Origin of the sequence: Mobiluncus mulieris, from assembly GCF_014204735.1 — a bacterium.
Lineage (GTDB): Bacteria > Actinomycetota > Actinomycetes > Actinomycetales > Actinomycetaceae > Mobiluncus > Mobiluncus mulieris.
On sequence record NZ_JACHMA010000001.1, the window covers coordinates 2,334,841 to 2,357,931 of the forward strand.

Here is a 23,091-nt window from a genome sequence, read left to right on the forward strand (position 1 = left end):
CCCAGAAACACCTTCAAAGGAGGTTTTGATGGCTCTGGTAGTGCAGAAATACGGTGGATCTTCCGTTGCCGACGCGGAAGCGATTAAACGTGTGGCCAAACGCATCGTGGAAACCAAGCGACACGGCCACAACGTGGTTGTCGTGGTCTCCGCTATGGGGGACACCACCGATGACCTGCTCGACTTGGCAGCCCAGGTCACGGCTCACGCCCCAGAGCGCGAAATGGATATGCTGCTGTCGGCGGGCGAGAGAATCTCGATGTCATTGCTGGCCATGGCGGTAAATGAACTGGGGGAAACCGCTCTGTCTTTCACCGGACAACAAGCGGGGGTGCACACTGACGACCACTTCGGCAAAGCCGCGATTGTTTCGATGATGCCCGAGCGCATCGCTCGTTCTATCAATGAGGGTAACGTCGCGATTGTGGCTGGCTTCCAAGGTGTGAACAAGCGCGACGATATCACCACGCTCGGCCGCGGGGGCTCGGATACCACTGCCGTGGCACTGGCCGCCAGTCTGCAGGCTGATGTGTGTGAAATTTATACCGACGTGGACGGTTTGTTTACTGCCGATCCGCGTATCGTCCCTACCGCACGGCGCATTCGCACCATCGACTTTGAATCCACCCTTGAAATGGCGGCTCATGGAGCCAAAATCTTGCACTTGCGCGCCGTGGAATTTGCGCGCCGCTACCGGGTGCCCCTGCATGTGCGCTCGTCTTTTTCCGAAAAAGATGGCACCTGGATTTCTAACACTACCGCTAATCCGGCACTCCAAGGCATTGTCCCTGAAAGTGCCCTAACCCACTACTGTCAGGAGGAAACCGTGGAAGGCCCAGTTATTTCCGGTATTGCCCACGACCGTTCACAAGACAAGCTCACTTTGGTGGGGGTGCCCGATAAACCGGGTTCCGCCGCGCATATCTTCGAGATTATCGCTGAAGCCGGGGCAAACATCGACATGATTGTGCAAAACGTGTCCACCGTGCAAAAGGGTGCTACCGACTTGACCATCACCATGCCACACGTGGACGCGAAGGCTACCCTAGTAGCTTTGGAAGCTGCTCAAAACGAAATCGGCTACGCCAAGATAGCGCACACCGGCAACGTGGGGAAGCTTTCGCTGATTGGCGCGGGGATGCGCACCAACCCGGGGGTTTCCGCGAAACTCTTTGGGGCGCTCTCGGCTGCCGGCATTAACATTGACATGATTTCCACCTCTGAAATCCGGCTTTCCGTCCTGGTGTCCCTCGACCAGCTCGACGATGCAGTACGGGCGGTACACACGGCTTTCGGTTTGGATTCCAGTGAAGTAGAAGCAGTAGTTTACGGAGGTACCGGACGATGAAACAGGACTTAACTTTAGCAGTGGTGGGCGCTACCGGCCAGGTTGGCCGGGTAATGCGCCGAATTCTCGCACAGCGAAACTTCCCGGCCACCCACTACCGGTTCTTTGCTTCGCCGCGCTCGGCTGGCACCGTGGTTTCTTTTCAGAACCAGGAAATCACGGTGGAAGATGTCGCCACCGCCGACCTCGCGGGGGTGGATATCGCGATTTTTTCAGCCGGGGCTGCGGCCTCTCGCGAATTCGCCCCAAAGTTTGCGGAACACGGGGCAGTGGTGGTGGACAATTCCTCGGCGTGGCGCAAAGACCCGGACTGTCCCCTCGTGGTGGCCGAAGTAAACCCCGGCGACCTCGCCAAACGCCCCAAAGGAATCATCGCCAACCCGAACTGTACCACGATGGCTGCGATGCCACCCTTGAAAGTCTTGCACGACTTGGCGGGGTTACGCCGCCTCACCGTGTCGTCCTACCAGGCGGTTTCCGGCTCTGGGCTTAAGGGAGTGCGAGAACTCGAAACTATGCTCGCAGCGGTGAAAGTGCCTCAGGATACTGACGCGCTGGTACACGATGGACACGCGGTGTCTTGGCCGAAACCGCAGGTATACGCCGCCCCGATTGCTTTCAACGTGGTGCCTTTGGCTGGCAGTTATGTCGACGATGGGTCGCTGGAAACCGACGAGGAACAAAAGCTGCGTAATGAATCACGCCGGATTTTGGGCATCCCGGACTTGTTGGTTTCTGGTACTTGCGTGCGGGTTCCCGTGTTGACTTCGCACACTCTCACGATTCACGCCGAATTTGCGCGCCCCCTCACCGTGGAGCAGGCAAAACAAGCGCTTTCGGGTGCCTCGGGAGTCAAGCTGCAAGACGTACCCACTCCGTTGGATGCGGCTGGAATCGACCCCAGCTTGGTGGGGCGAATCCGCCAAGACCAGGCCGTCCCGGATAACCGGGGGCTGATTATGGTGGTTTGTGGTGACAATCTGCGTAAAGGAGCCGCCTTGAACGCAGTTCAACTGGCGGAAATCGTTGCTGCGCAGCTTTATAAGGAAGACGATTAGTAATTCTATGATAACATTCAAAGTGGAGGGAGGATTCTGAAATGGCTGTTCAGGTCGTTACACAAGAGAACATGGCATCCGCTATGAGCGACAATGACATCGTAGTCTTGGAATTTTGGGCTTCTTGGTGTGCGCCGTGCCGGTTGTTTACTCCCGTGTACGAGCAAGCTTCCATCCGTAATCCCGATGTGTACTTCGGTACTGTCAACACCGAGGAACAAAAATCCCTGGTCAGCGCGGCGGGGATTGTTTCCATTCCGACCTTGATGATTTTCCGTCAATCTATATTGGTTTTCCGCGAGGCTGGCCTGCTGCAGGGCACCCAATTGGACGAGCTGCTCCACCAGGTACGCAATCTCGATATGGCTCAGGTTTCCGCTAATCGCGGGGTGGCCGCCTCTTAGTTTCGGGGGGTCTTAGCCGGGAAATTCCGGCAGTTTCGAACCGGTACCAAAGCGGCGCACCGCGTTCTTTCCGATTACAAATCCGTCTCCGTCTTTAGTATCCCAACACATCACCGAGTTGCCGGCTGGTGAATTTTTACAGGCAAATCGCCCGTTTTTGGCGGTTTCATTGGCCTGCAGTGTGGTTTCGGTCGGCATGTTTTGCGGGGGCACACAATCGGCTTGCAAAGTGTTCGACCCCGATAATACCAGTGTGTATCCCGTGTCGTTTTGTCGAGTTTCACAGTTGGTAGCTGCCTTAATGGTGTTCGCGTAGCACTGCACTTGTCCCGCCGCAAATACGCAGCGTACGTTTCCATCGGTGGTGGTGAAGCTGCCGGAGGTCTTGGCGTTATCTGCCGGTGCCAGAGGATTGGTGGGGGTTTGAGTGGGGGTGGCGCTGGGCGAAGCGCTGGCGGAGGTACTGGGCGATGCCGAGTTGGAAGCGGAGGATTTCGCGCTTGCCTCCGGGTCGGGAACGATTTTTTTGATGCTCTGGCCGGGAACTGCACCGGGAACTTCAATAGTTTTCACGGGACCGGTGTAGCCGGGGGGTAATTCGGTGACGGTAGCTGTTCCGCTAGCCGGAGCTTTCGTACCAGGGTGGCCGGTGGTGATGGGGGTGGGGCTGTCTACCGAAATATCGGCCGAGCTGCCGCGCTTCGAGCCGCCCATGTTGGTGATTATCACCCCGATGGTTATGGCCACGGCTATCAGTCCCAGCAAAGTCCACATCACGAGGAAACTGGTGCGGCGTCGTCTGGCGACTTCGGTACTCGACAGTGACCGGGCGGTGCCCTTGGAATCCAAGTCGGCTGTATCGGGTTTCGGAGCGGCGACGCGGGCGGACATAGCGCTGTCCGGGGGCGGCACTGGGGAAGTCACGGCGGCTGGGTGGGGACTAGACACCGCCGAGGGCTCCTCTTGGTAGTCTGCCTCGTATTCAGCGTTTTCGTTAAGTTCGTATTCCTCGTCGTAATCAACTTCATAGTCGAGGGGAACGTCGTCGGGTTCTACCTCGATAATTTGGTCGGTGATATCAATGTCGTCCACCGGGGTATCTTCCACTGGCGCCGACTGGGTGATTGGCGGATTGCTGTCAGGGTCTTTAGAATCTTCCTGGTCTGTTTGGTGGGGTTTTGCCTCTTGACCCTCTCGGTCGGCACGTTCGGATAAAGCTGCGTTAATTTCAGGATCGTTGAGTTCCCGCAGCCAGTTAAGTAAATCAGGGTAGGTCGAGGGATTGAGGGCTAAAGACGGACGTAAAGTCGGGTAATCTTGAGCGATGGCCTGTAAAGTGGTCAAAGGCGTGTTGGGATCTCGGGCTTTTTCCCGCATTTTTACTAAATTGTTCATGAGTTGCCCATCTAAAATCGACCGTATCCTTCTTTTTCCATCATATCTAATTTTCTCATGTCTTCCCTGAGTTCCCACAGGTTGGAAAAAACCTAGATTTTAGGTACAGTTAAAACCCTTGGAGACGTGGCTGAGCGGCCGAAAGCGGCACCCTGCTAAGGTGTTAGGGGCATCCGTCCCTCGCAGGTTCAAATCCTGTCGTCTCCGCCAGACCCCCGTCTTATTGGTGATAAGGCGGGGTTTTGCTGTAATAGTGCGAGTTTCGCAAATCCGCTGTTTCGGTCTGCTTTGGAATTTTAGGGTTTGCGGTTCCTCGCGAGTTCCGGTAACCGGGTAACCGACATATAGCAAGTTTTCTCGCGCGGCGGTAAGTAATTGCGCGAGGCTTAGCGAATTTGGAAATCTAAGCCAGAAGTCTTAAACTAAAACACTGTTGCGCCCGTAGCTCAATGGATAGAGCATCTGACTACGGATCAGAAGGTTGGGGGTTCGAGTCCCTTCGGGCGCGCCCTTTCCCCGGAACCCGCTGCGATCCAGCGGACCGGGGAAATTTCAATTTACGTCCAACATCCGGGCTAGCACCTCATGAACCCCTGAAAATGAACCCAAGTTTAACGGGGTAGAATGAAGCAGATGAAAACGACTGAAACGATGATTGCGCTAAAGGATGTCACGAAGATTTACCACGTGAAGTCGGCAGCCGGGGGGATAGTGCGTGCTCTGGACGGAATCAACCTCGAGGTATCCAAAGGTTCTATCCACGGTATTGTCGGCCAGTCCGGAGCTGGCAAATCCACGCTAATCCGCTGTTTGACCGCTTTGGAACAGCCCACCGAGGGTTCGATTACCGTCGACGGTCAAGAAATGACCGCTCTCAGCGAATCCCAACTGCGTGAAGCCCGACGTAATATCGGCATGGTGTTTCAGGCCGCGAATCTATTGGATTCACGCACTGCGGCTGGGAATGTGGCCTATCCTCTGTATTTGTCAGGGGTGCCGCGCGGGAAGCGTCACGAACAAGTGATGCGTCTGCTGGAACTGGTAGGTTTGAAAGACCGCGCCAGTTCGTACCCGTCGCAACTGTCGGGGGGACAAAAACAACGCGTGGGTATCGCTCGGGGTTTGGCGACGAACCCACCGGTGCTGTTGTGCGACGAACCCACCTCGGCTCTAGACCAGGAAAGCACCAGCCAGGTGCTGCAGTTGATTCGCCAGCTGCGCGACGATCTGGGGGTTACCGTGATAATCATCACCCACGAAATGTCGGTGGTTCGCGAAATTTGTGACTCAGTGACTCTGTTGGAACACGGAAAAATTATTCAGTCCGGCACGGTGGAAGAAATTTTGACCCAACCCAACAGCCGTTTGGCTTTGGAGCTGGTGCCCCTGCCGCGTCTGGACGAAACTCCGAAACTTAACGGGAAAACCGCAGCGGTGATAGATATTGCATTTAACTCCACCCCTGGTAAGCCCACCGGATCAGCGGTGATGGGTCTGGTGGCGGCCGAGGGGGCAGATGTGGCGGCCGGAACCTTTGAAACTGTCGGTGCCACCCAGGTGGGGCGTCTCGCTCTAGCGGTGCCCCGGGAAAATGTTTCCCACCTGTTGACGACAATGCGTTCCAAAGGTATTGATGCCACCGAACGCGAAATCGAAACCAAAAAGGTCGGTGATTTACTTGATTAATCCCATATTTACTCAGTTCGCGTCTGATATTTTCACCATAGTTGCTACGGGTTATGGCGATCCCACCTGGGGGGATAACCCAGCTATTACCAAGGAAATGCTGCCCGCCACCTTGGAAACCTTAGCTATCTCGGCTATTTCTGGGGTTTTTGCTGTGCTGTTAGGGATTCCCCTGGGACTATTTTGTGTTGCTACCAGTAAGGATGGACTGATTCCCAACGTGGTGGTGAATAAGATTACGGGGTTCATCATAGATTTGGGTCGCTCTATTCCCTTCTTGATTTTGGCCGTGTTTTTGACCCCACTTACACGCCTCGTGGTGGGCACCACTGTCGGGTGGCAGGCATCCTCTATACCCTTGATTATCGGGGCGACTCCGTTCTTTGCCCGCTTGGTGGAATCTAACATCATGGGGGTGGATAAAGGAAAAATCGAGGCCGCGCAGATGATGGGGGCATCTCGCACCCAAATCATGTGGGGAGTACAGGTGCGCGAAGCCTTGCCGGCACTCATGCAATCCACCACTGTGTTGGTTATTACCATCATTGGTTATACGGCGATTACCGGTTCGCTTGGCGGCGGCGGACTGGGGGCAATGGCAATTAACTACGGTCGTTTCCGCTGGCAGAGTGACACCATGATTGTTTCTATAGTCGTTATCGGGGTTATCGTGATGGCGGTTCAGTATCTGGGAGATTTTCTGACCCATAGAGTGGATCATCGCTAGATTTTTACAAAAAAGTCCTAGGAATAGGGTTAATCCATCTAAAGCCGGTAAAATACCCAGCATAATAACATTGACCCGTTTCCAAGATTAATTAAGCGAGGAGGGGAGGGGACTGTGGAGATTTTCGACCGGATGATTGAAAAGTTTCACAAGGCTGGGCCAGATAAACCCATTGATATTACTCAAGCTATCCGACAGGTCATGGATCGCCAGGCGATTCCAATGTCTCGGGAACGTACGGTGGCTCCGAACCAGTTTCAGGTCTTCCTCACGCCCCAAACCGATGCGGCTTTCACGGAATGGGGCAAGGAGGCTTTGCTCAGCGAGTTTACTCGCGATGCCCAAAGCTATGCCCGGGAACAAAACTATTCTCTGGTGGGATCGGTGCAGATAGAGCTGTTGGTCGCCCCGGAAGGAACGCGGAAAACCGAGGTGAAAGCCCACTCGATACAGAATGTGGCGCCGCTAGAAACCCCCGCCCAAAGTGTACCAGACGGTCAAAACATTCCGGAACACTCTGTACTGGATGGTCAAAACTGGACACCTAATTTTCCCCCGGTATCTTCCGCTGACCCCGGGGTATCCCCCAATTCGGAGTCTTCCAGCGAAGCAGCCCTGTTGCAAGAAAATGCCGACAAGCCCCTGTTAGAAGTCGTGGGTGGACAGACTTATTTGTTGGTCGGAGACCTCACTGTAGTGGGACGTGGTGAGGTTGCTGATATTTCGCTTCAAGACACGAGTGTTTCTCACCGGCATTTCGAAGTGGCTCGTCAGGGTCAGTTCTATATCCTGCGTGACTTGGGGTCTACCAACGGCACCTATGTCGAAGGCCATAAGGTACACGAAGCCACCCTGATGCACGGCAATACGATTACCATCGGACAAAGCAAACTGGTTTTCATTTACCCAGCAGGCGCGAAAGGTCAGGGCTAGTGAACGAACTGAGCTTTACGCTGCTGCGCATCGGCTACCTGGTTTTACTGTGGTTGCTGGTGGGGGGTGCTTTGGTGGTATTACGCCGAGACATCTATGGCACTATGGTTACCCGCAGAACTCGCGCGGCTAAAAGCAAAAAACGACCCAAAAAAAATGCTAAATCTAAAGCGGTCTCTACCCTGTTGGTCACGGAGGGTCCCTTGACGGGTTCTTCCTTGCAGCTCTCTAATCGCCCGATTATTGTCGGTCGTGCCCCCACTTCTACCCTGGTGTTAGATGATGACTATGCCTCGGCGCAACATGCCCGGATATATCTGCAAGACAACCAGTGGTACGTAGAGGACTTGGGATCTACCAATGGTACGGTCGTGGGAGGAGTACGTATCACCGCCCCCACCCCGCTAAATGCCAAGACTCCAGTTCGCTTCGGACAAACCATAGTGGAGCTACGCTGATGTCCATCCAGTTACGTTACGCGGCTCGTTCCCATGTTGGCTTGGTGCGCAAAAACAACCAGGATTCCGGTTATGCGGGGCCACATTTGCTGGTTTTGGCTGATGGGATGGGCGGACCGGCCGGTGGCGATATCGCCTCCTCGGTGGCGGTGGCGCATTTGGCTCCTCTTGACCAGGATTCCCACGCGGCCGATGACCTGCTGAATTTGCTGCGCGCCGCGATTCAAGAAGCTCACCAGGAGCTGGTGGAACTGTCTGAATCTTATGAAGAACTCGCGGGGCTGGGGACGACTTGCGTGGCGATTTTGCGTTCTGGAAACAAGATGGGCATGGTTCACATTGGGGATTCGCGTGCCTATCTGTTGCGAGATGCTGATTTAACTCAGGTGACCACGGATCACTCTTTTGTACAGTATCTGGTGGAAACCGGTGAAATCACCCCCGAAGAGGCGGCTCACCACCCCAAACGTTCCGTTTTGCTGCGGGTATTGGGGGACTCTAAAGGGGAAGTGACCCTGGATGAATCCATGCGTGCGGCAGTGATGGGCGACCGTTGGATGCTGTGTTCCGACGGGTTGAGCGGAGTGGTTTCTGCCGAGACTATCGGGGATGTCCTGCGTTCTGAGCCCAATCCCGAAGCCTGCTGCGAACAACTGGTGGCACTAGCTTTGAAATCCGGCGCCCCGGATAATGTCACTGTGGTGGTGGCTGATGTAGTGGATTCTGATGACGAACTCACTCCCACCGCCGCCCAGGTGGTGGGAGCGGCTTCTACCACCCCGGCGGGAGCTAGCATCGGGCAGTCTACTCCCGCCGAACGCGCTGCGATGCTGCGCCGGGGTAAGCCCTTGGAGGAAACCGAACGCGCTCCCGTGCGTGACCCGCGAAAGTTGAGCCTCAAAGCCAAGATTTTCACTATCCTCACGGTGTTGGTGTTGCTCGCGGCTCTGGGATTTGGTACCTATCAGGCCTATCAGTGGAGCCAAACTCAGTATTTCTTGGGTGTTAAGGACGGGGAAGTTACTTTGTTCCAGGGAATCAACCAGTCAATCGGAACCTGGGATTTGTACCATCCGGTCAAAAAACAGGGCTTACGTTACGCCAATCTAGCTCCGGTAATCCAGGATAGACTCGACGCTACCATCGCGTTGCAATCCCCCAAAGAAGCCAACAAAATCCTTGATTCCTGGCGGAAAACCGGTTTGACTAAACGGTCAAAAAACGCCGCTAAACCAACGGTTTCTCCCCCGGAAACTGCGACTAAACCCCAACCGGCGGAGGACGAGTAATGGCTACTGTGGTTCAATATCCGGCGCGCTCGGGGCGTAACTCAGAACTGACCTTAACGCTGTTGGCCATCGCCCTGGGGGTGGGAGGCTACCTGTCAGTAATGGCATTCCACCCGGAGGCTCCGGCGCTGTGGTACTGGCACTGTGCCGGTATCGCCTTTTCTGGCTTGATTTTGCACCTGGCGTTGCGCATCCTGGCGCCCTTCGCCGACCCGGTAATCATGCCCATTGCCCTGGCCTTAAACGGGATTGGTTTAGCCATGATTTCTCGGCTGGATTTGGAGTATATGCGGATGAACACCCCGGCCAGTTTGGCTCAAATTTCGGGGGATAAACAGCTAATCATGACCCTGGTGGCGGCTGGTGGTGCCCTGACCATCCTGGTGTGTTTCCGCGACCACCGTTTTTTCCGCAAATTCGCCTGGGCGGGCTTAGTATTAGGAATTTTGCTGATGATGGCCACCTTGATTCCTGGCCTGGGAGTGAAATCCTACGGGGCTTATATTTCGATACGGATTTTGGGTCAATCCATCCAACCCAACGAGTTCGCGAAATTGTGTTTGGCGATTTTCTTTGCGGGATACCTCGAATACCGTCGTGATTCCCTGGCGATTGCAGGCAAGAAAATCCTGTTTTTGCAATTGCCAAGGTGGCGGGACTTCCTTCCGCTGCTAGTGGCCTGGCTAGCCTCTTTGGCTTTGCTGGTGGCACAAAAAGATTTGGGCGTAGCCTTGTTGATGTTCACGATTTTCGTGGCGGTGCTCTATGTCGCCACCGACCGCCCCTCGTGGATTATTTTCGGCGCTCTGCTGATGGTACCCCTAGCCGTATTGGCCTATACCATGTTTTCACATGTCAAAGAGCGAGTATCGAACTGGCTGGACGCTTTTAACCCGGCGGTTATCGACCGACCGGGGGGATCCTATCAGTTGGTAAACGGACTGTTCGGAATTGCCTCAGGGGGCTTGAGCGGTAATGGATGGGGACGCGGTCAGGCTTGGCGCACCGCCTTGGCAAATTCCGATTTCATCGTCTCGGCGCTAACCGAGGAATTGGGTTTGACGGGAATGCTGGCAATATTCTTGTTATATTTGATTTTGGTGCAGCGTGGTTTGCGCACTGCGATGGGGGTGCGTGATGGTTTTGGGAAGTTGCTGGCTACCGCGATTTCTTTCGGAATTGGCGCGCAACTGTTCATTGTGGTGGGGGGTATCACGCGCCTGATTCCTTCCACCGGTCTGACTACACCTTTTGTAGCAGCCGGGGGAGCCTCACTATTCGCTAACTGGATTGGAATCGCTATCTTGTTGCGTATCTCAGATTCAGCGCGCCGTCCCCGCCCGGCTCCAGTCACTCTGGATGCTAAATCCCAACCCGGGCAAAATAATGGAACGAGCGGTACAAATAGTGCGGTAGAGGCGATTCTTGGCGCTCCCACCGAGGTGGTGAACCGATGAATTCCCAAATTCGTAGACTCTATCTTGCTTTGACCCTGATGGTTTTGGCGCTAATGTTGGCTTTGACCTATCACGCCTTCATTGATGCGCCCAGGCTCTATGCTAATGACTACAACCGGCGGGTAACGGATGCCTATTGGGGTCAAGAACGTGGCAAAATCGTGGCGGGGCAACTCATCCTGGCTCAATCTGTACCGACTGGTACAGGAGTGAATGCTAGCTATCAACGCTCCTATCCCCAAGGTGAACACTATGCGCATATCACGGGTTATTTCCCGGCGGCGGTACATGGCCAGGTCACCGAGCTAGAAAAAGAAGCGGGCAGCGTGCTTTCCGGGAAATCCGATGCTCAATGGCTGCAACGCCTACAGGACTTGTTCATCGGCTCACAACCTCGGGGTGGGAATGTTTCCTTGACGATTGACCCCAAAATTCAAGAAGCTTGTGTCCAGGCTTTGCATGGTCAAACCGGGGCGGCAGTTGCTTTAAATCCCGCTACGGGTGAAATCCTGGGGATGTATTCCGCACCTTCCTTTAACCCCAATACTTTGAGCGGTGCCGATGGGAAACAGGTACTGGATAACTACCAGGCATTACGTTCCAATCCGGGCAAGCCCCTCATGAATCGAGCCATATCGCAACTGTACCCGCCCGGATCAACCTTCAAAATTGTTACCGCTGCTGCGCTGCTCTCTAGCGGGCAAATCCAGCCCGATACCGAGGTTGATGCGCCCACCACCTTGCCGCTGCCAAACACGAATGTTACCTTGTCCAACTACGGGGGCTACCCGTGTGGAAACGGAAAGGTACCATTCAGGTTTGCTTTCGCGCAATCGTGCAATACGCCCTTCGCGCAGCTGGGGATGAACCTGGGGGGCAAGGCCTTGCAAGACCAGGCTAAACGTTTTGGCTTCGCTACTTCCGTCCAAATTCCTATGCCCGGTGTGGCCTCGCAATTCCCCCTGCCCGAAGCCCCCTCCTTCCTGGCCAATGCGGCGATAGGCCAGCAATCTGTGCGGGTCACTCCGCTGCAGATGGCGATGGTGGCTGCGGCGGTGGCCAATCGTGGGATGGTGATGAAACCCTATTTGATCAACCAAGATTTATCCTCGGATTTCCAAGTGGTGCAACAACACGCTCCCCAAGAACTGGGTCGCGCGGTTTCACCTCAGGTCGCCGCCGATTTGAATACTCTAATGCAAGAGGTCGTGAAAACAGGTTCCGGCAAGGCCGCCGCAATTCCAGGGATAACCGTGGCCGGGAAAACTGGTACGGCTCAAACTGGCATCGCTTCGGGGCAAGACCTGTGGTTCGTGGGTTTTGCCCCCGCCGAAGCACCGCGAATTGCGGTGGCCGTGGTAATTGAAGATCCCCAGGGCATCCGGGGCACCGGTGGGCATACCGTCGCCCCCCTAGCCCAGCGCATCCTCCAGGCGGGGGTGAGCTGATGATTGGAGCTAACACAGTTTTGAACGACCGGTACAGACTGGTATCGGTGCTGGCCAAAGGTGGTATGGGTGTAATCTGGCGCGGCTGGGATAAACGCAGCCAAAATGTGGTGGCCGTAAAAGTCTTGAAAGATGAACTGAGCGGTCAAGAAACCTTCCTGGCGCGGCTGCGTGCCGAAGCCATTAATGCGTCGCGACTGCACCACCCGAACCTGGCAGCTGTGTTTGACTGGGGGGAAACCGAAGGTCAGGGCTGGATCGTGATGGAACTGGTCGAGGGTCGACCTCTGTCGGATATTCTGGCAGGGGGACACACCTTGAGCTGGGATCAACTCGCGCCGATACTGATGCAAGTGGCGGGTGGCTTGCAAGCCGCCCATGCCGGTAGTGTGATTCACCGTGACGTGAAACCCTCGAATATTTTGATATCAGACAAGGGTGTAGCGAAACTAACTGATTTTGGGATTTCCTTGGCACCCCGAGCTGAGGCTTTGACAGCGGTGGGGATGGTTATGGGAACCGCCCAGTATCTGCCTCCCGAACAGGCCATGGGGCACACTGCTACGGCAGCCGGCGATATTTACGCCTTGGGAGTGATAGCCTATGAAGCCCTGGCTGGAAAACGTCCATTTACCGGTTCCACCCAGGTTGATATCGCCTTGGCGCACGTCAAAAACCCGGTGCCGCCCCTGCCGAATACGGTTGCTCCGGAAGTGGCGCAGCTGGTCTATGCGATGCTGGAAAAAGACCCCGCGCTGCGACCCGCTTCGGCCGCCGAAATTCAGCAGCGAATTCGCCTGTTGTGGCACGGCGAAGTTCCCCCGGCTTTCACTCCCCGGATGAGTTTTGCGCGTCCCACCCGACCGTTAGAACCTACCCAGGGTATCCCCACTGTTTCCGAACCGGATCATGACTCGAGGGGAGCGGACGCCTTGGGGATGGCACCTCATGAAGGGGAGGCGACCCACCCGGCTGACGTTTCCACAACGACCGGCACCCCAACAAGCACCCAGCCAGCCGCATCTCCGGGAGACTCTGCCCCGCCAGTCCCGTTATCCGTGTCGCCCAGACCTGCCGCAGCTGTGCCCGCCTCCACAGCGACTTCCCCCGCGAGACCCGGATTCGGAGCTACCACCCCACCCAGCCCGAGACGCGCCGCCATTCCCGTGTCCCGCACTGCCCTAGAAAACCAAAATCGCAAGGCGGCACACCGTTTAGAGCCTTCCGCGCGGCGCCGGGCAGACAGTCGCTTGGACAAACACTCCGGCAGCGAGAGGAGCAAAATTATTGCTGCTATTGTGATTACGGCAGTAGTTTTAATGACTTTGATTATTGGATTGATAACTTCAACGCAAGGACACAGCGCTTCGGCTAGGGTAAATTACAGCCAGACGCTGGGTGAATCCAGGATTGTGACGCAAACGGCTACGGAGGAGGACTGCCTTGACCCAGTCGGATAGGATTATTGGGGGACGCTACGAGATTCGCCAGCTCATCGGGCGCGGCGGAATGGCGCAGGTGCACGTGGGCAACGACACCCGATTGAACCGGGTTGTTGCCATCAAGATTTTGCGCCAAGATTTGGCTCGTGACCCTGTGTTCCAGGCGCGTTTCCGGCGCGAAGCCCAGGCGGCGGCCAATCTTAACCATCCCGCGATTGTGGCGGTGTATGACACGGGCGAAGAAACCTTTACCGCCTCGGATGGAGCGACCGTTCAAGTTCCTTATATCGTGATGGAATATGTCGAGGGACACACGGTACGCGAACTGTTGACCGATGGAAACCCCGTGCCTATAGACGAGGCCATCGAGATTGTTTCCGGGGTTTTGGATGCCCTGGAATATGCACATCACCAAAACCTGGTACACCGCGATATTAAACCCGGCAATGTGATGATTACTACTACCGGGAAGGTTAAGGTGATGGATTTTGGGATTGCCCGGGCTCTGTCTGATTCTCAAACCACCATGACCCAAACCGACGCGGTGGTGGGTACCGCCCAGTATTTGTCGCCCGAACAGGCTCGCGGAGAACAGGTAGATGCCCGTTCGGATTTGTATTCCACCGGGTGTTTGCTGTTTGAACTGTTGACTGGTAAACCGCCGTTTAAAGGTGATTCGGCCGTGGCTGTGGCCTTTCAACATGTCTCGCAGCTGCCGCCTTTGCCTTCCTCGATTGCCCCCGATATTCCGCCTGTTCTAGATCGGGTGGTGATGAAGGCTTTAGCTAAGAACCGCGAGGAGCGTTACGCGGATGCCGCCGCGATGCGTGCCGATTTGAATGCTGCCCTGCACGGCATGGAAGTAACCGCGCCGGATACCCAAACCTGGGCATTGCCGCCCACCGCCCCCGGGGGTGGTACCACTGTGTTGCCGCCGGTTTCCAATCCTGCCGCTGCTGCGCCGCTGGACGGCTCGGCTACGCCGGGGCAAGTGCCTAATTCCAATCTTTACCGGACTCAGAGCCTGACGCGTCCCGGTACCCCGACGAAGAAAAGCCGGTTACCGCTGGTCTTTACGCTGTTGGCAGTGTTGATTATCGCCGTCTTGGGATTCGGGTATTACTGGATTTTCGTCGGGGGTGAGGGCGGTGCTTCTGACTTGGTGGCGGTTCCGCAGCTGAAAGGCATGAATCAAGAAGAGGTACGCACCGCCTTGACCGAGGCAGGGCTGAAAATGACCATGTCTCCCGGAGAGAATTCTGAGACAATCGCGCCGGGCTTGTTTGTGAAATCCATCCCGGCTCCGGGAACTATGGTAAAAAAGGACTCCAAGGTGAAAGTGGCTTTCTCTACCGGGCCGGGCGACACGGTGGTGCCATCCCTAGAGGGCTTGACCCAGCAACAGGCTCGCAGTGCCCTGAAGGCCGCCGGACTGGCTTTAGGCAATATTTCCACGGTTAACTCTGGCACCATCGATAAAGACAAGGTAGTGTCGACTAATCCTGAACAGGGATCTCCGGCCAGAAAAGGTGATTCGGTAGATTTGCAGCTGGCTTCTGGTAATGTGCTGATTCCCTCCGAACTGCAGGGCGGAACCCTAGATGCCCTCCAGAAATTCGTAGGAGCCAACCGGGTTAGCCTGATTACTTCCGAGAAAGAAACCGACACGGCCGCGCCCGGTACCGTGTTGAGTCTGGACAAGGCCGGCCAAATTGTCGCCTTGGGCTCGCAGTTGCGTGCCACTGTGGCGGTGGCACCGCCCGCTCCGCCGACAACTCCCGCCGAGTCCCCTTCTCAAACCCCCGAAGGGAGTGAAACCCCTAGCGTCCCGTCGAATTCCGCATCCCCGGCTACATCCTAAATTAGTTCGCGGGAGTAGTGGCGGGAGTCTCTTGTACCCAGGACGGGGCAGAGGTGCCGGTGGTGGGGTCAAGCGTATTTGCGCACTGCCACTTACCGCCATTCGGGTCGGTCATCGTGGAACCCACCGCGCAGGCCGGTGGTTTTTTGTTGGCGGTACCATCGGGTTGGCCTTCGTAATCTCCATCCGCGCCTTCTGTGGTACTGGGGGAAGGTGTGTGTGTCCGAGCTTTTTCGCTAGCTTCGCGTTCCCGTTCGAGCCGTTCTTGTTCTTCCTGCCTCTTTTTGTCTTCGGCATCTTGACGTGCTTTTTCTTCGCGTTTTTTAGCTGCCGCTTTCTTGACTGCCTCCATGTCTTCTTGCAGCCGGGTTTGAGCTGCGCGCATGGATTCAGAGAGGTCGCTGACCTTATCTTCGCTGGCAGATTTCAGGGAATTTACCTGGTCTAAGAGGCGTTTGGCATCGTCGAGTTGTGCCTGAAGCGCCGCCAGGGCTTCGGTGTCGTCCAGTTTTTCTTTTTCTAACTGTTTCATCAGGTCATCGCCGCTTTTCACGGTGTTTTCCAACTCGGTTTTCACTTCGCCTAAATCTTTGATGTTTTGGGAATCGCGTAAAGAAGCAATGGCTCTATCCAGGTCGTCGAGCTGCGCGGATAGTTTTTCAGTGGTGGCCAGCATCTCAGAGGCATTTTTAGCCAGCTGCTCCTGTTTCATCGTGGAGTCGCAAGCTAGCGGGGTTATCGCCTTACCGGCTTGTTGTGTCTTTAGTTTCAAATCCGACAGTAGCTGCGGATCGGTCAGGGTAGTCGCATCCGTGTTTTGTAACAGTTCCTCGGCTTTTTTCACGGAGTCTTGCAGGGTTTCGTATTTTTTGGTCAAATCCGTCGCTGCTTTGGTACAGGCTGAACGTGCCCCTTGCGAATCGCCTCCCAGCAGCCACAAGGCTCCGAAGGTAATCAGCAGTACCAGCAGCACCACTGCCGCCGCTACAATGGCTATAATCCATTTTTTGCGGCTTTTCTCGGTGGGGTCGGGTAGGGTAGTAGGTCGGGGTACGGGTGCATGAGGTGCCATCCCCGGATTAGGCACCCCCGGGGTGGCGGATCTGCCGGTAGGTGGAAAATTTCCCGGGTTGTTCCCTGGGTTCCAGCCTTGGTTTGTTCCAGTCATCATCCCTCGATTCTGCGTCGGATTCGTTTCACCCTTACCTCTTAGTCTAGTAGCTTGGGCACCTTAACTTGGAACAATTCCATTTTGCCGGCTTCAGACCGGAATTATGACTTTTGGGTCGGTGTTGACTGCCTAATACTTGGCATCAGTTTTTACCTGGTTATATCGCGTCACCGTCGGGTACGTCGAAAACTTAGAGCTTTGGTTCCAACCTGTTAGAATAATGGGGATGTAAAGTCACCGCATGGAGGGCTGACAGAGCGGCCGAATGTGACGGTCTTGAAAACCGTTGTGGGGAAACTCACCGGGGGTTCGAATCCCTCGCCCTCCGCCACTTGGGCAATAATTACGGGTTCACCGTTTCGGAAAAAGCGAAGTGACCGGGCTAGCACCTCATGAATCCATCTCAAAATATTGCGTAAAAAGCGAGTAAAACCACTAGCCAAAGTCATTTTGCTTGGATACTGTAGAGGCATGAGACGTTCTAAAATTGTATGTACTTTAGGTCCGGCTACTTCTTCGGAAGAAACTATTCGGGGTCTAATCGAAGCGGGTGCGAATGTATTGCGGGTTAACCGTTCCCATGGCACCCAGGAAGAAGACGAAGCCGTAATCGCCATGGTGCGCCGAGTTTCGGCTAACTTTGACCAGCCAGTAGCGATTTTGGTGGATCTGCAAGGCCCCAAAATTCGCCTAGGTACCTTTGCTAATGGATCCGAAGAACTGGTTAAAGGCCAGGATTTCACTATAACTACCCGTGATATTGAGGGGGATTCCAAAATGGTTTCCACCACGTATAAAGGCCTGCCTGGGGATTGCAGTCCTGGGGATGAACTGTTGATTGACGACGGTAATATTCGGCTGCGGGTAACTGGGGTGACCAAAACCGAGGTACAGACCACGGTGGAAGTTCCCGGCAAGGTTTCCGACCATAAGGGTTTAAATTTGCCGGGAGTGGGGGTTTCCGTCCCAGCCTTATCCGAAAAAGATACCGATGATTTGCGCTGGGCGCTGAAGCAAGACGTTGATTTTATTGCGCTTTCTTTTGTGCGTCGTGCCCAGGACATCGAGGATGTTCACCAGATTATGGACGAAGTTGGACGACGTCTACCGGTGATTGCGAAAATCGAGAAACCTCAAGCGGTAGAGAATCTCAAGGAAATCATTCAGGCATTTGACGCGGTGATGGTGGCACGTGGGGATTTGGGCGTGGAAATGCCCCTGCAGGAAGTCCCTACGGTACAAAAACGTGCCATCGAACTTTCCCGCTTGGAGTCAAAACCGGTAATCGTAGCGACTCAGGTTTTGGAGTCCATGATTTTCAACCCGCGCCCGACCCGTGCCGAAGCCTCCGACTGTGCTAATGCGGTGTGGGATGGGGCGAGTGCCGTGATGCTTTCCGGGGAAACCGCCGTAGGGGCGTATCCGGTAGAGGCCGTGAAAACCATGGCAAAAATTATCGAATCTGCCGAGAATGATGGGGCGCGCCACTTTGCCAAGATACGTGACACCGACTTGGATTTAGGGTCGATTATTGCCCGTCACGGGGTGCTTATCGCTCAGAAAACCGGGGCGAAGTTTGTGGCGGCCTTCACCAATTCGGGAGCTACCGCGCGTCGCTTGGCGCGCTTGCGCCCCGCTACTCCGCTCTATGCCTTCTGCTACCACGAGGAAATCCGGCGTCAACTCCAACTAGCTTGGGGGATAAAAGCCTATCCGGTGACTTTGGCGCAACGTATGTACACCATGATTCACGATGCCGAGAAAACCGTGCTTGCCAAGTCTTTGGCGGAAAAAGGCGATGTGGTGATATATGTCGGGGGGTTGCCCCCGGGGCAAGACGGGCATACCAACTCGATTCGTGTCCACTTCGTGGGAAGTAAAGACGACGTGTAAAATTCTGAACCTAGAATTGTTTGGGGGATGGAAGTGTGAAGCTTCCATCCCCCAAACAATTGGGGTACCCGCAGTTACACCCAAATATGAATGTGGTGTTCGTGGTCGACGGGGTGGTCCAAACAGCCACTGGCAATTGCTAAAGGCTTCGACGGGGTATTGGGCAGCCGAGGAGCCAGCAGTACCCGCACGGAGTGATAAATATCGGGGGCACCCGGCCACACGGTATCATCAGGTTGGTTATTCGGATTCAACTCTCCCACCCAGTAGCCATCCGGCTGGATAACATAGCCCTCTAGATAGTCCCACCACTCGTTGTAATAGCTCATGTAGTAGCCGATTTCATCCATGCTCACGCCTCTTTCGGCCATGGCGAAACCTAGGGCGGTCAGGGCTTGAATTGCTTCGCTCGCCACCCACGCGAAACTTTGGCGCATGAGGGGCTTGCCTTGGTAGTCCACCGTAAAGAAGAAACCCGGGTGTCCGTCCTGTTTCCACGCGTCTTCGGCCATGCGGTCGAAGATATTCTTGGCAACCTCGAAGCTGTCTTCCGGGAACGGTTCGCCCAATTCTTGCATCGCCGCCGCGACCTGGATGATTTTTCGTGACCACCCAAAACAGTGCCCTACGTTAACTCCATAGGGGCGGCGCGGATCGGCGGGGGTGCCAACGTGATATTCCTTGTCTTCTTGCCACTCTACGTCGAAGTGTTCGGGAATCCGCCAGTTGTTCTTTCGGGCTTCTTCGATTACAAATTCGGTAATTCGTGCGGCACGTCGAATCCACTCGGAATTCTTGGTGGCATCCGCCGCCGTCAGGAAAGCTGAGGCAGCGTGCAGATTTGAGCTCATCCCGTGATAGTTTTCCATCGCGGAAAAATCTCGGTTAAACGAGTCATTGACCCGCCCGACGGTTTCGTCCCAGAAATATTTTTCCTCTACCGCAATGGCCTGTTCCATCAGTTCTTTCGCCCCGGGGCGTTGCGCAATAGTAGCTGCCGCTGCGGCTTCTAACAGATAGGACATAGACCGGGAGCTCTTGTGTTTTTCTTCCGGTCCCACCGGTTTCCCGGGGGTGCGTGCCTTGACTGCCTTTTCGGTCATCGGCTCTACTAAGCTAAACCAGCCGTCATATTCGGGGTCTTTGAATGTGTATTGCAGGGCTCTCAATCCGTGGTCACAGCGGCGTGCCGAGCCGGGAATTCCCAACAATGTCCCCAACGCATAAATATATGTGGAACGAGCGGTCAAATCTAGTTCCACTGGCGAGGTTCTATCCGTGGTGCCATCAGCGTAGATATATCCAAATCCACCTGGTAAAAACGCACGTTGTCCGTATTCAAGGACTTGTTGCATGTGATGGGATAACCACCGCAGGTGCTCCGCAGTATCGAATCTTGCCATGTTTAGAACCTTCCCTCAATCGGTTGTTTCAATTCTATACGTCACTGGGGAATTGTGGGAAGATTCTTGTTTCTTTAAGCTGTGAGTGACACGAAAAACTCGGATTTAGTCCGCGATTGAGGGGGATTCAAATACGGTTTCACCAGGTAATATTGCACAAATCGCCTCTAAAACTGCCGCCGCGCCGTCGTCTTCCACCGCCAGGGTGGTGCTATCGGCAGCGTGTTTCACTGCTGGATTAGCATTACCCATCGCCACCCCGTAGCCCACGAACTGTAACAGGGGAATATCATTCGCCCCATCCCCTATGGCTAGGGTATGGCGGGAATCCACGCCTAGATTTTTACACACGATTTGCAGGCCTTTCGCCTTGGAAGTTCCCGGGGGGTTGATGTCCAACCAAGCGCGCCACCCGATGGCGGACTGTACGCCGGAAAGGTTTATTTTGGCTACGGTGGTGGCAAATTCTTCATTGTTCATGAGGGGATTGCGCACAACTACGCGAGACACTGGTTTGGCGCCCAATTCCTCCAGGGATTGCACCGCGATGGTTTCTCGCAGTTCTCCGGGGGGAAAGGGTTTTAGTACTCGAAATCCGGCTGGGGAATCCTCGACTCCAATCAGGGCATCCGGCATGGCATCCAAAACCCGAGCCAGCACCTCATGAACCGGAAAAGTGTACTGGTTGGTCAAAACATATCCGGTATCGGTGCTATAGCGTCCAATTAGCGAGCCGTTGGCGCTAACTATCCAGGTATTACTTAATCCCAGTTGTTGAACGATTGGTACAGTTGCGGGTACCGAGCGACCTGTAGTGATACAGATATGAACCCCGACTCGGCGCAAATATTGCACATTTTGTACCAATCGTTCCGATAGAGGATGGCCTTCTTCCAGAATAGTGCCGTCAATATCCAAGGCAAGCAGCAACGAACTTGGCGCGGAAGGAAGGCGTAAATTCCGCAGCTTCTCCTCGTGAAATCTCACCATAGAAGCGTAACTGCCCACTTTGAACCTTACCTCATGCCGCTCACGCTGCACAGCGATTACTTGACTGGCTCGAGCACTTCCAGCCCCCCCATATAGGGGCGCAAACCGGCAGGAACCCGCACCGAACCATCGGCTTGCTGGTGGTTTTCCAAAATGGCTACAATCCACCGAGTTGTACCGAGCGTTCCATTAAGCGTGGCACAGGTTTGGGTCTTTCCATTTTCGTCACGGTAACGGATATTCAAGCGCCGTGCCTGGAAAGTCGTGCAGTTAGAGGTAGAAGTCACCTCCATAAACCGCTGTTGAGTCGGCAGCCACGCCTCACAGTCGAACTTTTGGGCGGCTGAAGAGCCCAAATCCCCGGCTGCAGTGTTGATTACCCGATAGGGCAACTCCACTTTGGCCAGCATTTCACGTTCCATATTCAGCAGTTTTTGGTGCTCCTCCACCGATTCCTCCGGGCGGCAATAGGAAAACATCTCTACCTTGTGGAACTGGTGTACCCGAATAATCCCGCGCGTATCCTTGCCATAAGACCCGGCTTCGCGACGGAAACAGGCTGACCAGCCGGAATAACGTTTTGGACCGGCGGACAGGTCGATAATTTCATCGGTGTGATAGCCAGCCAGAGCCACCTCAGAGGTGCCGGTCAGGTACAGGTCATCAGCCGGCAGGTAATAGATTTCGTCTGAATGCTCGCCCAGGAATCCGGTGCCACTCATGGTGGCGGGCGAAACCATACAGGGGGTAATCATCGGGGTGAAACCGTGGGCAATCGCGGTATCAATCGCGGCGTTCAAAATCGCCAGCTCCAGCCGAGCCCCCACTCCCTTCAAGTAATAGAAACGCGACCCGGAAACCTTTACTCCTCGGTCGGTATCAATCGCGTCCAAGCCGAGTCCCAAATCTAAGTGATCCTTGGGTTTAAAGCCTTCGGCGGCAAAATCACGAATCGGGGTGCCTTCCTGGGACAGGACTTCGTAATCATCCTCGCCGCCACTGGGAACCCCGTCCAGAATCTGATTTTCCAACACCATCGCGGCTTGCTTCGCCGCTGTGGCGGCTTCATTAGCAGCCTCCTCTAGAGTCTTGACTTTTTCGCTCATCCGCTTGGCCTCTTCCAGCAATGCGGGGCGTTCCTCTTTGGAAGCCTTCCCAATTTGCTTAGAGAATGCCTTTTGTTCGGCGCGGGCATTTTCAAACGCCTGTAAGGCCTCTAGACGCTTGTCGTCGGCAGCAATAGCGGCATCAACGGTGGCAGGGTCATTGCCGCGTGCCCGCTGGGAGGCACGCATCGGTTCGGGATTTTCTTTCATTAGGCGCATATCAATCATGGCTAAATCATACCGCCCCACCCAGAGCACTTGGCTTCATCGGGGGCAGCCCCAATACGAGGAATCAGATTTCGGCGGTGAGAATCCGGTTCTCATTACGTTACATTTCCGTAAAGCTCGGAAAAAAAGACAATTTCCACTATGATTTGACTATGCGAACCTCAGCCTCCGCTACCAAGGGTACCCCGCGCCCGGGAGCAGCTAAACCCGGCGTGTCCGGAATGAATACCCTGCGCGGTTCTGGCTCGGGAAAGTCAACGGTTAAATCAAGAAAGCCGTTGAAACGTCCCTATAAGCCCCTGCCTACGACGCGGTATCTGGTCGCAGGGTTGACGGCTATTCTTTTGAGCATGGGGCTAATAACTGGGGCAATGAGTGCCGTATCCCAGTTTGATACCAAGCCTTGGGCTCCGGAACAGGAACTGCACTGGGATCCCTTCCAAAAGAACGATATTCCTGGTTTAGATCCGGGGGCTTTGAACCAGTCGGGGCGCCGTACTTCCGATGCGATTAAACGTCAGACTCATCAAACGACGAGCGAAGCAACCGGCGACACTAACAGTGGGAACAAAAGCGATACGGATACGCCCCGCAAATCGCCTGACCGCGAGGCGAACGCTAGCCAGCCTCCCAGCCAGGAAAGCCCGGCGCCCGGGGCGACTTTCGAGGTTCCCGGTGCGCCGCAAACGCCCACGGCCTCCCAGCCTCCAGCGGGGGGGAAACCGCCGCTCGCTTCGGGAAAATCCCCGGTGGGTCACACGGGCCCAAAAGCCTAGCCGCTTCGCTGTCTCCGC

The 23,091-nt window shown here is 55.1% G+C and carries 19 protein-coding genes and 3 tRNA genes; 17 read left to right on the forward strand and 5 right to left on the reverse strand.

Going from position 1 to position 23,091, the window contains the following annotated elements:
- Positions 1-28 precede the first annotated feature (28 nt).
- The 3 genes from F4555_RS10205 to F4555_RS10215 are packed head-to-tail and all read left to right on the forward strand — an operon-like array spanning position 29 to position 2,810.
- On the forward strand, positions 29-1,348 hold the full coding sequence (locus F4555_RS10205) for an aspartate kinase (protein WP_103758782.1): 1,320 nt from the start codon (positions 29-31) through the stop codon (positions 1,346-1,348).
- A complete protein-coding gene (locus tag F4555_RS10210; protein ID WP_004013442.1) occupies positions 1,345-2,406 on the forward strand; it encodes an aspartate-semialdehyde dehydrogenase in 1,062 nt (353 codons plus the stop codon). Before F4555_RS10205 ends, F4555_RS10210 begins: the two co-directional genes overlap by 4 nt.
- 41 nt (positions 2,407-2,447) lie before the next feature.
- The gene (locus F4555_RS10215; protein ID WP_004013441.1) at positions 2,448-2,810 is read left to right on the forward strand and encodes a thioredoxin domain-containing protein; all 363 of its coding nucleotides are present in this window, start codon (positions 2,448-2,450) and stop codon (positions 2,808-2,810) included.
- Positions 2,811-2,822: 12 nt separating this feature from the next.
- On the opposite strand, the gene F4555_RS10220 is transcribed toward F4555_RS10215, so the two are convergent.
- A complete protein-coding gene (locus F4555_RS10220; protein WP_039885697.1) occupies positions 2,823-4,205 on the reverse strand; it encodes a variant leucine-rich repeat-containing protein in 1,383 nt (460 codons plus the stop codon).
- Between the two features lie 120 nt (positions 4,206-4,325).
- On the opposite strand from F4555_RS10220, the gene F4555_RS10225 reads away from it, so the two are divergent.
- The 11 genes from F4555_RS10225 (at position 4,326) to pknB (ending at position 15,506) form a co-directional block, all read left to right on the forward strand.
- A tRNA-Ser gene (locus tag F4555_RS10225) sits at positions 4,326-4,415 on the forward strand.
- A gap of 225 nt (positions 4,416-4,640) precedes the next feature.
- Positions 4,641-4,713, forward strand: a tRNA-Arg gene (locus F4555_RS10230).
- 125 nt (positions 4,714-4,838) lie between these two features.
- Positions 4,839-5,891: a methionine ABC transporter ATP-binding protein gene (locus F4555_RS10235; protein ID WP_004013961.1), complete on the forward strand. Its 1,053-nt coding sequence runs from the start codon at positions 4,839-4,841 to the stop codon at positions 5,889-5,891.
- Entirely contained in the window at positions 5,875-6,618 is a 744-nt protein-coding gene (locus F4555_RS10240; RefSeq protein WP_004013437.1) for a methionine ABC transporter permease, read from the forward strand. Before F4555_RS10235 ends, F4555_RS10240 begins: the two co-directional genes overlap by 17 nt.
- Before the next feature lie 114 nt (positions 6,619-6,732).
- Positions 6,733-7,551 carry an FhaA domain-containing protein gene (locus F4555_RS10245; protein ID WP_004013436.1) on the forward strand — a complete coding sequence of 273 codons (819 nt, stop codon included), beginning with the start codon at positions 6,733-6,735 and terminating at the stop codon, positions 7,549-7,551.
- The gene (locus F4555_RS10250; protein WP_004013435.1) at positions 7,551-8,009 is read left to right on the forward strand and encodes an FHA domain-containing protein FhaB/FipA; all 459 of its coding nucleotides are present in this window, start codon (positions 7,551-7,553) and stop codon (positions 8,007-8,009) included. The genes F4555_RS10245 and F4555_RS10250 overlap by 1 nt, the downstream gene beginning before the upstream one ends.
- Positions 8,009-9,298, forward strand: a complete 1,290-nt coding sequence (locus F4555_RS10255) for a PP2C family protein-serine/threonine phosphatase (RefSeq protein ID WP_004013434.1) — start codon at positions 8,009-8,011, stop codon at positions 9,296-9,298. Before F4555_RS10250 ends, F4555_RS10255 begins: the two co-directional genes overlap by 1 nt.
- A complete protein-coding gene (locus tag F4555_RS10260) occupies positions 9,298-10,755 on the forward strand; it encodes an FtsW/RodA/SpoVE family cell cycle protein (protein ID WP_004013959.1) in 1,458 nt (485 codons plus the stop codon). The genes F4555_RS10255 and F4555_RS10260 overlap by 1 nt, the downstream gene beginning before the upstream one ends.
- Positions 10,752-12,203 carry a peptidoglycan D,D-transpeptidase FtsI family protein gene (locus F4555_RS10265; protein WP_004013432.1) on the forward strand — a complete coding sequence of 484 codons (1,452 nt, stop codon included), beginning with the start codon at positions 10,752-10,754 and terminating at the stop codon, positions 12,201-12,203. Before F4555_RS10260 ends, F4555_RS10265 begins: the two co-directional genes overlap by 4 nt.
- Positions 12,203-13,663, forward strand: coding sequence for a serine/threonine-protein kinase (locus tag F4555_RS10270; protein ID WP_004013958.1), 1,461 nt, complete (start codon positions 12,203-12,205; stop codon positions 13,661-13,663). The genes F4555_RS10265 and F4555_RS10270 overlap by 1 nt, the downstream gene beginning before the upstream one ends.
- Complete coding sequence (gene pknB / locus F4555_RS10275; RefSeq protein WP_004013430.1) at positions 13,647-15,506, forward strand: Stk1 family PASTA domain-containing Ser/Thr kinase; 1,860 nt, start codon at positions 13,647-13,649, stop codon at positions 15,504-15,506. Before F4555_RS10270 ends, pknB begins: the two co-directional genes overlap by 17 nt.
- Before the next feature lies 1 nt (position 15,507).
- Here the strand turns inward: pknB and F4555_RS10280 are convergent, their stop codons facing one another.
- On the reverse strand, positions 15,508-16,677 hold the full coding sequence (locus tag F4555_RS10280; RefSeq protein ID WP_004013957.1) for a coiled-coil domain-containing protein: 1,170 nt from the start codon (positions 16,675-16,677) through the stop codon (positions 15,508-15,510).
- A 243-nt stretch (positions 16,678-16,920) separates the two neighbouring features.
- Here F4555_RS10280 and F4555_RS10285 point away from each other — a divergent pair.
- Positions 16,921-17,008 (forward strand) — tRNA-Ser (locus tag F4555_RS10285).
- A gap of 140 nt (positions 17,009-17,148) precedes the next feature.
- Positions 17,149-18,570, forward strand: a complete 1,422-nt coding sequence (gene pyk / locus F4555_RS10290; protein ID WP_004013428.1) for a pyruvate kinase — start codon at positions 17,149-17,151, stop codon at positions 18,568-18,570.
- Between the two features lie 74 nt (positions 18,571-18,644).
- Here the strand turns inward: pyk and F4555_RS10295 are convergent, their stop codons facing one another.
- From F4555_RS10295 to serS, 3 genes are all read right to left on the reverse strand, one after another.
- The gene (locus F4555_RS10295; protein ID WP_115325659.1) at positions 18,645-19,973 is read right to left on the reverse strand and encodes an AGE family epimerase/isomerase; all 1,329 of its coding nucleotides are present in this window, start codon (positions 19,971-19,973) and stop codon (positions 18,645-18,647) included.
- 105 nt (positions 19,974-20,078) lie between these two features.
- On the reverse strand, positions 20,079-20,963 hold the full coding sequence (locus F4555_RS10300) for an HAD family hydrolase (RefSeq protein WP_081455711.1): 885 nt from the start codon (positions 20,961-20,963) through the stop codon (positions 20,079-20,081).
- Between the two features lie 56 nt (positions 20,964-21,019).
- Complete coding sequence (gene serS, locus F4555_RS10305) at positions 21,020-22,297, reverse strand: serine--tRNA ligase (protein ID WP_004013425.1); 1,278 nt, start codon at positions 22,295-22,297, stop codon at positions 21,020-21,022.
- Positions 22,298-22,449: 152 nt separating this feature from the next.
- On the opposite strand from serS, the gene F4555_RS10310 reads away from it, so the two are divergent.
- A complete protein-coding gene (locus F4555_RS10310; RefSeq protein WP_231282643.1) occupies positions 22,450-23,073 on the forward strand; it encodes a hypothetical protein in 624 nt (207 codons plus the stop codon).
- The last annotated feature ends 18 nt before the right edge of the window (positions 23,074-23,091 follow it).